This is a genomic window from Polaribacter sejongensis (genome assembly GCF_038024065.1).
Taxonomy (GTDB): Bacteria; Bacteroidota; Bacteroidia; order Flavobacteriales; family Flavobacteriaceae; genus Polaribacter; species Polaribacter sejongensis.
On sequence record NZ_CP150667.1, the window covers coordinates 286,305 to 298,293 of the forward strand.

Sequence of the window (11,989 nt, forward strand, 5' to 3'; positions counted from 1 at the left end):
TTTTTGGTGCAATAATATTTTTTAGCATATATAGAGTAAGGGTTTTTATTTTTTGTTGCGTCTAATAATAAAATACATAACATTCTTTTCCTACGCTTTGTCTTTTTGAATTAATTACAAAACTGAAAAGATATAAGGGTTATTATTTTAAAGAATAATAACCCTTTTTATTAAATAGTAATAACATAAAATATTAAAATGAAAAACTTACTTACTCTATTATTTTTAACTTTTAGTTTAATTTTAACAGCTCAAATACACGAACCAGTTAAATGGCAAACTACTGTTGAGAAAATTTCAGAAACAGAGTATATATTAATTTCTAAAGCAACTATTGATGCAGGTTGGCATTTATATGCCCAAGATGTTATTGAAGACGGCCCAATACCCACTTTATTTACATTCGATGATCAAGATGCTAAGTTAAAACTTATAGGAAACACTTCTGAAGAGGAAGGCCATACAATTGATGATCCTATTTTTAATATGGAGATTAAATTTTTTGAGAATTCTGCTGTATTCAAACAAAAAATCAGATTAACGAGTCCTGTGAATGAAATAAACGGAACCGTTGAGTTTATGGTTTGTGATGATACTAGATGCTTGCCTCCAACAGAAGTAGATTTGTTATTTACAATTAGTAAAAAAACAGTAATAACTGAATCCATAAAAAAAGAGGGTAAACCAGTGGTTTCTATTAAAAAGGATTCATCATCAGAAAAAAGTCTTTGGGGAATTTTCTTTATTGCTTTTCTATCTGGATTTGCTGCATTATTGACACCTTGTGTTTTTCCAATGATTCCCATGACGGTTAGTTTTTTTACCAAGCAAAGTAAAACAAAAGCTGCAGGTATCAAGAATGCTATTATTTATGGATTATCAATAATTGTAATTTATGTTTTATTAGGTATTTTAGTAAGTCTATTATTTGGGGCAGATGCTTTAAATGCATTATCTACAAATGTTTGGTTTAACGTTATTTTCTTTGTTTTACTTTTAGTTTTTGCAGCTTCATTTTTAGGTGCCTTTGAAATTATGCTACCAAACTCTTGGGCAAATAAAGTAGATTCTCAAGCAGATAGAGGTGGATTAATTGGTATCTTCTTTATGGCTTTAGCGTTAGCAATTGTTTCGTTTTCTTGTACCGGACCAATTGTAGGTACTTTATTGGTAGAAGCAGCTGCAGGAGGAAGTCAAGTTGGACCAATTATTGGAATGTTAGGTTTTTCATCGGCAATTGCTTTACCATTTGCCTTATTTGCAGCTTTTCCAGGTTGGTTAAATTCATTACCAAAATCAGGAGGTTGGTTAAACACAGTAAAAGTTGTATTAGGGTTTTTAGAATTAGCATTAGCATTTAAATTTTTGTCAAATGCAGATTTAGTATTACAATTACATCTTTTAGAAAGAGAAATCTTTATTGCTATTTGGATCGCTATTTTTGGAGCATTAACATTCTACCTTTTTGGAAAAATACAACTACCACATGATTCTCCTGTGAACCATATTTCGGTAGGTAGATTAAGTTTAGGTTTAATTGTACTTTCATTTACAATTTACATGATTCCAGGGCTTTGGGGAGCACCTTTAAACTTGATAAGTGCATTTCCTCCACCACAGCATTATAGTGAGTCTCCATATGGAGTTGGGTTTAGACAGCTTGGTAGCGGAGGTGGAGTCTCACATTCAGATATTCCAGATGGAGCACATTTAATGGCTCCAAATGATATTTTAGCATTTAATGATTATGATAAAGGTTTAGCGTATGCTAAGAAAGTAAGAAAACCAGTTATGATTGATTTTACCGGTCACGCTTGTGTTAACTGTAGAAAAATGGAGCAAAATGTTTGGGTAAATCCTAAAGTTTTAAAAATGCTTAAAAATGATGTTGTCTTAATTTCTTTGTATGTAGATGACAAAAGAAAGTTAAATGCAGATGAGATTGTAGATTCTAAATTAAAGCCAGGTAAAAAATTAAAATATATCGGTCAAAAATGGAGTGAATTACAAACTATAAAATATAAAACTAACACGCAACCAATGTATGTCTTAATGGATCATACAGAAGAAAACTTAATAAAACCTGTTGCTTATACGCCAGATATAGATACTTATTCTAATTGGTTAAAAGAAGGTATTAGTAATTTTAAGAAGTAACATTTTTATTTAGTTGATTAATTTTTAGCATTATTTTGATAGAGATCTTAAAGCAATGCTTTTACAAGAAAACATTTTAATATAATTTAGTATGCATAAAATGAGTTTAGAAAAATATTTTGATCAATTTAGAAAGAATATCGTTGGTGTTAATCAGACTTTTATATCTCCTTATGGAGAACAAAAGTTAGTATATTCTGATTGGACAGCAAGTGGAAGATTGTATCTTCCGATTGAAGAAAAATTATTGAATAATTTTGGACCTTTTGTTGCAAATACACATACAGAAACATCAACATCTGGGGCATCAATGACGTTAGCATATCATGAAGCTAGAAACATTATAAAAAAACATGTTAATGCAAGTGCTAATGATGTTTTAATTACTGATGGATCTGGAATGACAGGTGTTGTAAATAAATTTCAACGAATTTTAGGATTAAAAGTTTCAGAAAGCTTAAAAGCATACACTAATATTCCAGAAGAAATAAAACCTATTGTTTTTGCAAGTCATATGGAACATCACTCTAACCAAACATCTTGGTTAGAAACTATTGCAGATGTAGAAGTTGTGCCTTGTGATGATGCGGGTTTAGTTTGTTTAAAAAGTTTTGAGAAGTGTATAAAAAAACACGAAAAGAGACAGTTTAAAATAGCTTCAATTACTGCATGCTCTAATGTTACTGGAATAAAAACTGAGTATCATAAAGTGGCAAAATTAATACATAAATACAATGGTTTGTGTTTTGTAGACTTTGCTTGTTGTGCTCCTTATGTTGATATAAATATGCATCCAGAAAATGAAGAAGAATACTTAGATGCTATTTTCTTTTCTCCTCATAAGTTTTTAGGTGGACCCGGAACTTCTGGTGTGTTGGTTTTTAATAAAAAATTATATAAGAATGTAGTGCCCGATAATCCTGGAGGAGGAACTGTGAGTTATACAAACCCTTGGGGACAACATGATTATTTTGATGATGTAGAAACTAGAGAAGACGGTGGAACACCTGGTTTTTTACAAGTTATAAAGATTGCACTTTCGATTCAGTTAAAGGATAAAATGGTGACTGAAAACATTAAGAAGAGAGAAGATGAAATTAACAAGATTGTTTTTAAAACTTTAGAAAGTATTTCTGATATAAAAATATTAGCACCAAACCTTAAAGATCGTTTAAGTATTTTTTCTTTTTATTTTGAAAAATATCATTTTAATTTAGTTGTTAAGTTACTAAATGATAGATTCGGAATTCAAACAAGAGGTGGATGTTCTTGTGCAGGAACATATGGGCATTTTTTATTAAATGTAAATCAAGAAACATCAAATAGAATAAAAGATGAGATTTTACATGGTTGCAATACACAAAAACCTGGTTGGATTCGTTTATCCATTCATCCAACCATTACAAATCAGGAATTAGAATTTATTTGTAATTCGTTAAAAGAATTAGCTAAAAATATAACGGATTGGTCTAAGGATTATAGGTATGATTCTGTAAAAAATGAATACATCCATAAAACAGTAAATCCTATAGAAATTGAAATGGTAAGGAATTGGTTTTTAGTTTAATTGCTGTGTAATTAGACTTTAAAAGAAGTGGAGTTTTCTAAAATAGTATATTAATTTATTAGTAGAAATTAATATTTAAAAGATTATTTTATCGAAGAATTCTTATTAAGAAAAACTAGTAGACAATTTTAGTTTTAATTGATTTAAAAAAATTAAGAAATAGCGTTAAAGTACCTTTATCATTAAAACTCTCTCTAATTATATTGTATGCCTTAGACATTTGTGCTTGAACCGTTTTAGGAGAAATTTCTAGATGTTCAGCTATTTGAGCATGCGTGAGGTTTTCAAACTTACAGAGAATAAATACTTTTTTACATCTGTTAGGTAATTTGTCGATGGTCTCTCTTAGTTTTTTTACTCTCAAGAGATTTATTTCGTCATCTTCATCAATGGTTTCCATAAGACGTTGATGTTTCCAACCGTCTAATACGTTTTGATTTCGCTTATCTTTACGGTACTTATCAATATAAGTATAATAGGCTGTTTTAAATAAATAGCCTTTAAAAGAATCTAATTCACTTAGTTTTTCTCTATAATTCCAAATTTTTATAAAAGTTTCTTGTAAAATATCTTCAGTTTCAAATTCATTTTTAGTAAAATTGTTAATATATATATACAAGCTTTTATAATATAGATCATGTAAAACCTTAAAAGAAAGTTGGTCTCCTTTTTTTAGTCCAAGAACTAAATCTACTATTTTCTGCTTGTCTGCCATGTTAAAGTGTGCGAGCAAATTTAGATATTTTAATGAGATATCATTAAAAATTTAAAGAAAAGTTAAAAAAACATTAATTTTTTATAGGCATTATAGAAAAGGTTAGCGTATTACTAATAGAAATAAGAAAACATTGTGAATAAAAGGATAGAGAAAATAATTATAAGTTATTTTGATAATAATATTTCAGAAACTGAAGCGAATGAACTTGCAGCTTGGTTAGATGAAGGAAACAGAGATGTGTTTAATGAATATGTAATGTTGAATTTTTCTGTAGAACAGTTAAAATCAGTAAAAAACGATATTATAACCTCTTCTTGGGATAAAATTGAAACTGATATAAATAAAAAGAAATCGGAAAAAGTATTGCCATTGTATTTGAAAAAGATATCTAGATATGCGGCAGTTATTGCTGTTTTAATTGTTTCTGGATACCTTTTAACACAAAAAACAAACCCTGTTATAAATGAGACTGTTTCAATTGGAGAAATAAAAGCGACATTAACTTTAGACGATGGATCTAATATTGCTCTACAAAATGGAAAAGGATATAATAACAAAACAATTCATAGTAATGGAGAAAGTTTAGTATACGAAACAAAACTTAATACAAAACATAAAACAAAAACTAAAGAAACTATTTATAATTACTTAACAATTCCTAGAGGAGGTTTGTTTTCTATAGAATTATCAGACAATACAATAGTTTGGTTAAATTCTGAAAGTAAATTAAAATATCCTGTAAACTTTAAAAAAGGAAAAACTAGAGAAGTTGAATTGCTTTATGGAGAAGCTTATTTTGATGTCTCTAAAAGTACTAAACATAATGGAGATGCCTTTGTTTTAAAAACAAACAACCAAACGATTACTGTTTTAGGAACTGAATTTAATGTAAAAGCTTACCGAGATGAAACCGATATTTTAACAACTTTATTAGAAGGTTCTGTAAATGTTAAGAATAAAAATAACAACAAAACTCTAATACCAGGTCAACAATCAAAAATTTCAAACTCATCAGACTTTATAAAAGTATATGAAGTAAAGGCAGATGATGAAATTGCATGGGTAAATGGAATGTTTAGTTTTAAAAATAAACCTTTAAAAGAGATCTTAAAAGTTTTATCTCGTTGGTATGATTTAGATGTAGAATTTACAAAAAAAGAAAGCGAAGAAATTCTTTTTACAGGTGTTTTAAGAAAACAACAATCAATATATAGAATATTAGAATCAATTAAAACTACAACCAATGTAAAATATAGTATTAAAAATAGAATTTTGACAATAAAATAAAAAAAGGGATAAAAACAAAACCTCTCACAGCTAGTTATATCCCTAAGAATCGTGATTAATTAATTAACAACTAACCAAATGCAAATTTATGAAAAATAATTTTACAAAAATACTTTTCTTATTTAAGAAAAGATTTCTACCTATCATTATGAAAACATTCTTTTTACTTTTCTGTACCACTCTTTTTAGTTTCACTCCTAAAAGTGGTTTTTCACAGAATGAAAAAATTACAATTGAATCAAACAAAACAGTCTCAGTAGATGAAGTATTTGAAATTATTAAAAGTCATACAAATCATAGTTTTATTTATAGAGCAGATTTGTTTAAGAATTATCCCAAAATAAAATTAGAAAAAGGAATCATTAGAGCGAATAATCTTTTAAAGAAAGCCTTATCAAAAGGAAGTTTTAGTTGTGAGTTTTCTGAAGACGAAACTATAGTTATAAAAGAAAAGCCAACTGAAGTTGTTCGTATTTCTAAAACTGTGAAAGCAATTCAGCAAATAATAATAAGTGGTACTGTAGTAGATGAGAGTGGTGAGCCTCTTCCTATGGTTAGTGTTTATGAAAAAAAGACTAAAAATGGAACTTCAACAGATTTTAATGGAAATTATTCACTTAATTTAGGTAGTTCCTCTAAAGATAAAATTTTAGTATTTAGTTATATTGGTTTTGAAAATCAAGAAGTTGTGGTTGGCGACAAAACAATTTTAAATATAAAAATGAGACCAAGTTTATCTGGCTTAGATGAAGTTGTGGTAATTGGGTATGGAACATCTAAAGTAAAAGATGCAACAGGAGTAATATCTAGAATTAGTGCAAAAGAAATAGAGAATGCACCTATGGGAGCTAGCGTCGAAAGTTTATTGCAAGGTAAAAGTCCTGGTGTAAATGTTCAAATACAATCTGCTTCACCTACTTCTCCTATTAGTGTGGTTATTAGAGGGGCATCGTCACTTTCTGGAGATAACCAACCTTTATGGGTTATTGATGGTGTACCACAATATTCATCTACAACTTCTGGTGATGTTGCAAATACTTTGTATAATTTAAATTTAAATGATGTACAAAGTATAGATATTCTTAAAGATGCTTCTGCTACAGCAGTATATGGTTCTAGAGCTGCTAATGGAGTTGTAATAGTAACCACTAAAAAAGGTAAAATAGGAATGAAACCTCTTTTTGAAGTATCTTCTAGAGTAGGTGTGCAGGTTATGGATTTTAATGGATATCAATATTTTGAATCTGAAGATTATATAAACTTTTCTGGTGCTGCAGCTAGAGAAATGGTATTAACGATGGATTCGTTTACTAATTCTGCTGAACGTTATTTAGATCTTCAAGCATTTTATAACCTAAATAATAGCGAGTATGATAAATCTGATCTTGTAACGCTAGATGGCGCTTATTATGATGGAAACACTAATTGGCAAAAAGAAATGACTCAGAATCCAGTGGTGGTACAACATGATTTTTCTGTTCGTGGAGGGTCTGAAGAAACAACCTATTTTGCTTCTTTTAATTATAGTGATATGGAAGGTGTTGTAAAATCGGGGCAAAGCGAGTTGTATGGAGGTAGAATGAATTTCGATACTAAAATTAGTGAAAATTTAAAATTTGGACTTAACCTAAATGGAAGTTCTCGTAAATCTGATAATAAAGATTATATGCTTAGTGTTATACAAAAGGTTAGACCAGATATTCCTGTTTATGAAGAAGATGGAAGCTTGTTTACAAGAGATTTATTTACAGAAAATCCATATACTACCCTACAAAACACAAGATCTGGAAAAGGAATTACTTTTAATGGTACAGCTTTTTTAGATATAAATATTTTAAATGATTTTAAGTTTAAAACATCTTTCACTAACAATTATACAGATAGTGAAAACTTAAGTTATGACCGTGCCGGAACTGCTCAAAATACCACTGGTACTAGAACATGGTACAATACTAAATCTTCTTTTAATATTTGGGAAAACACTTTAACTTACGCTAAATTAATCAATAAAAAACATGATTTACGTGCTTTAATTGGTCATTCAATGGAGAATTATATTTCTAGATATCATTATATAAAAGCTTCTAATTTTCCAGATGATGATGTGCTTAATAATTTTGGATCTGCAGCTTCAATTAACTCTATAAATGAGACGCAAACAGAAAATGCATTAATATCACAATTTGCAAGATTACATTATAAATTTGATGATCGCTATATTATTTCTGGTACTATTCGTCGTGATGGTTCATCTCGTTTTGGAGCAGATAAACGTTGGGGACTTTTTCCTTCTGGTGCTGCTGCTTGGTTAATCTCTAGCGAAAAATTTATGAAAGGAGAAAGTGTTAAAAAATATGTGTCTTATTTAAAACTTAGAACTTCTTTAGGTATAACAGGATCTCAAAATTTAGGAAATTATGATTGGATAACACAAGTTGGATCTGTACAATATAATGAAAGTCCGGCTATACAGCCTAGTTCTATCGGAAATCCAGATTTACAATGGGAAGAAACAAAAATGTTTGATTTAGGATTAGATTTTGGATTACTTGATGACAGAGTTTATGGTTCTGTAGGTGTTTATACAAAAAATAGTAGCAAATTAATATATAAAACACCTTTGGCGTCAAGTGCTGCTTTTACAAGTATTACGTCAAATGTAGCATCCGTTAAAAATAATGGTTTTGAATTTGATATTAAGTACGATATTTTACGTTCAGATAACCACCGTCTAACTTTTAATTTTAACTTTTCAAACAATAAGACCAAAGTAGTTAAAATTAACGGAGATCTTGAAGAGCTATTATTTCCTGGTAGCTATGCGCCCTTTATAAAATTGGTAGAAGGTGAGGAAACGGGACAATGGTACGGATTACAAACTGCTGGTAGATTCTTTGTTACAGATGAAGATGCTATTGCAATGCAAGGTAGAACGGCAACAGGTCAGCCAACTTTTTTAAACAACTCTCAAGAGACTATTGGAGATATGATCTATATTGATCAAAATGGAGATGGAAAAATTACAAATGATGATAGAGTTAACTTAGGCTCATCTATTCCAAAAGGAACTGGTGGATTTGGACTAACCTACCGTTTTAAAAACTTTATGGTTAATGCTGCTTTTACGTATGCTTATGGTCATAGTAGACTATGGGATTTACCAAGGTTAAACATAGGTTATGTTGGCGATTATAACCAAAGTAATATTGTTGCAGGACAAAGTACTATTCTTGTAAACCCTTATGATGCTTCTTATCCAAGGTTAGCACAAACGTTAATTGGCGGAAACAATAAGTTTTCAGATTTTTATTTACATGATGCTTCTTATCTAAGGTTAAATGCTCTAAATATAACATATAAATTACCTAATAAATATTTTGAAAAAATGCTAATTAGTGGTGTAGATTTAACTTTTCAAGCTACCAATCTATTTACAATTACTAAATACCCAGGATTTGATCCACAAGGTAACTGGACAAATTCTAAAATTGGTTCAGGGATGGCAATTGATGCTAGTACTTACCCATCTGCACAAATTTATAATTTAGGTATTAAGATTAAACTTCAATAAAAAAACAACACATGAAAAAATATATATACATACCATTATTTATTCTTTTAGTAGCATTAAGTTCTTGTTCGGATTACTTAGAAAGAGAACCTAGCTTTTCTTTAAACGAAGAAAATGGTGTCACTAATTTTAGTAAAGCAGAAGCAGCTGTAGGTGGCGTTTATGAAACATTTATAGATAGTGATCAATGGTCAGGGCAATATTATACAGATTTAGCTTCACGTTCTGGTTTTATTAAATGGCGTTCTGCAGAATATAATATGGAATATGCAGAAGGAAATGAAACAACAACTAGTATTCGCTACCGATGGAGTTACTTTTACAAAAGTCTTAATTCTGCAAATTTTGCTATAGAAGGAATTTCAAACTTATCTGACGCTCAGGTACCAAGTGAAGAAGAACGAAATTCTCTATTAGGTCAAGCAAGATGTTTAAGAGCATGGATAAATATTAATTTATTATGGAATTACGGACATTGGTGGTCTGATGATTATGATAACCCTAATGGATTATTATATAGAGATGAAGTTGTTAATCTAGGAAATATAGAAAAAGCAAGAATAAGTGTTGGAGAAAGCTATGATAAAATCTTTGAAGATTTAGATTATGCAATTGCTAATTTAGGGTCATTTAAAAGTAGTAGATATGTATCAAAAGAATTTTCAAAAGTTTTAAAAGCAAAAATTTTACTTTACAGAGGAGGCATGAATGATAATGTATCAGATTTACAAGAATCACTTGGTTTAGTAAATGAAGTACTTAATACAAGTGTGTCAGGTTTTTCTATGCAAGACGATTTAGCCAAAGTATATAAAGATTCTTGGGACTCTGAAGAAAATTTATTTTCAAGATATTTAGAAGAGGGCAACAGAACCTATAAAAGTTATTATTACTCAGCGAATATTGCTCAAAGATATGCTGACAAGCTGCCACGTGACGAAGATCAAATAACGGCTAAATTGAATTTTGGAAGTGATTGGTTTAAGGCAGACCCGCGATGGGATATTGTAACAGGTGACGTGCACTCACCAGCTTCATGGGATACCAATAGGTATTATACTTGGACTAAGGTTGTTAGGTTAGCACAATATGATGGAGTCTTAGAAGGAGACGAAAAATACAATACTTATTACTTTAGATATCCAGAGTTATATATAATGAAATCTGAATTATTGGCTAGAACAGGAGCATCTATAGCAGAAGCTATTGCACCAATTAACCTAATGCGTTCTAAGCGTACAAACCCTGTTTTACCTAGCTTAACAGTTAATTCTCAACAAGAATTAATGGATACAATTTTTAAAGAGTATTTTCTTGAAACCTTCTTAGAAAATGGAAGTGAATATTATGCTTCATTACGTTTTAAAACAGCAGGAGAACCTTGGATTGTAGCTATAAAAAATGGAAAAATTCTTGATAAAAACAAGTTATGTTACCCTATTCCAGAAGAAGAAATGGAATTTAATAAACTTATGACTCAAAATATAGATTTATAGTAATTTAAAATAAAAATCACATGAAATTTATCAACAAATATATTTGTATCACAGCTGCAGTTTTTGGGTTATTCACTTTACACTCTTGTGATGACGAACTAGAACTTAAAATACCATATCCAAACGATATTACCTTTAATGAATTAGAATTAGGAAGGTTTACCTATAAAATTTCCGATTCTCCATTTACATCTGGAGATTCTAAATCTGGAATTGTTACTGTTAATGTAAGTAATACAGGAGGTAGCACTTATAGCGGATTTGCATTATCTAATAAAAGTCAAAGATCTTACCCTTGGAATTTAAGTCCAGATTTTGCTCCAGCTGGAGGTCTTACAGTTGCAGAAACTCAACAGTCTATAGATTCTACTGCTTTTAGTGTAAGTACAGTAACACCAAATAGAACTGAAAATTATTTAGTAGGTCATGCTGCCGGAGATGATGCTTTTTTTACACTTAATGAGCCTGCAATTGTTAGTCATGTATTAGTAGCTAATACAAGTTATAATTATTTAATGGCAAGTTATGGTTCTGTATATTCTGGTACTTTTGATAGCGATTCACAAGCTTATCTTATAGATGGAACTGCAGTAAGAAACATAAAAAACCCAAACCCATCATCAACTAGATACGGTAGGTTTTTACTACCTTCTCCTAGCGGAGTAAATGCGGTTAGATTATCTGGTCATGAAATACTAGAGAAGCGTAAAGCAGGAGAAGCAGCAAAAACAACTGCTTTAAACAACGGTAGTACAGATGAAGAAGCAGAAGAAGCATACGAAACAGCTTATACAGATTTAAGCGTAGGATATATTAAATTAAATATTGAAGGTTCTCTAAACGGAAGTACTACAGGTAATGTTGAATTTTACTTAGCAACTAGAGCAAATGTAGATTTAATAAACCCAACATATAATTTTGTTTTAGAAGATTGGACTAAAGTAGATTTAAGTTCTTTAGGAGAGGTAGATAAAGTTTTATTTAAAATTTCATCTTCTTATGTAGATGATTTTGGTAATATGATTTATTCACCTACTTTTTGTTTAGATGGCATACGTCTGAAATAACAAAATAAGAATAAAAATTTTTAATTTTTAAAATGCTTTTGATAATTACATTGCAATATCAAAAGATACTTCAAGAGAGTTAAAAGTAATGCTATTTATAAAAACATAATGGGAGGTTAATTTATT

General features: G+C 29.8%; 7 protein-coding genes. 6 read left to right on the forward strand and 1 reads right to left on the reverse strand.

The window, feature by feature from the left end; translation table 11 throughout:
* The first annotated feature begins 198 nt into the window (after window positions 1–198).
* Window positions 199–2,157: a protein-disulfide reductase DsbD family protein gene (locus WHD08_RS00940; protein WP_208889586.1), complete on the forward strand. Its 1,959-nt coding sequence runs from the start codon at window positions 199–201 to the stop codon at window positions 2,155–2,157.
* Window positions 2,158–2,257: 100 nt separating this feature from the next.
* Window positions 2,258–3,724 (forward strand): aminotransferase class V-fold PLP-dependent enzyme, encoded by a 1,467-nt coding sequence (locus tag WHD08_RS00945; protein WP_208889585.1) that lies wholly within the window; start codon window positions 2,258–2,260, stop codon window positions 3,722–3,724.
* A 115-nt stretch (window positions 3,725–3,839) separates the two neighbouring features.
* Here the strand turns inward: WHD08_RS00945 and WHD08_RS00950 are convergent, their stop codons facing one another.
* Window positions 3,840–4,439 (reverse strand): RNA polymerase sigma factor, encoded by a 600-nt coding sequence (locus WHD08_RS00950; protein ID WP_165733167.1) that lies wholly within the window; start codon window positions 4,437–4,439, stop codon window positions 3,840–3,842.
* A gap of 135 nt (window positions 4,440–4,574) precedes the next feature.
* Here WHD08_RS00950 and WHD08_RS00955 point away from each other — a divergent pair, with 135 nt between their 5' ends.
* The 4 genes from WHD08_RS00955 to WHD08_RS00970 all read left to right on the forward strand — a co-directional run bounded on the left by WHD08_RS00955 (window position 4,575) and on the right by WHD08_RS00970 (window position 11,863).
* Window positions 4,575–5,729: a FecR family protein gene (locus WHD08_RS00955; RefSeq protein WP_208889584.1), complete on the forward strand. Its 1,155-nt coding sequence runs from the start codon at window positions 4,575–4,577 to the stop codon at window positions 5,727–5,729.
* Between the two features lie 88 nt (window positions 5,730–5,817).
* Window positions 5,818–9,300: a SusC/RagA family TonB-linked outer membrane protein gene (locus tag WHD08_RS00960; protein ID WP_208889583.1), complete on the forward strand. Its 3,483-nt coding sequence runs from the start codon at window positions 5,818–5,820 to the stop codon at window positions 9,298–9,300.
* Between the two features lie 11 nt (window positions 9,301–9,311).
* Complete coding sequence (locus WHD08_RS00965; protein ID WP_208889582.1) at window positions 9,312–10,796, forward strand: RagB/SusD family nutrient uptake outer membrane protein; 1,485 nt, start codon at window positions 9,312–9,314, stop codon at window positions 10,794–10,796.
* Between the two features lie 20 nt (window positions 10,797–10,816).
* A complete protein-coding gene (locus tag WHD08_RS00970; protein ID WP_208889581.1) occupies window positions 10,817–11,863 on the forward strand; it encodes a DUF4465 domain-containing protein in 1,047 nt (348 codons plus the stop codon).
* Window positions 11,864–11,989: the final 126 nt, after the last annotated feature.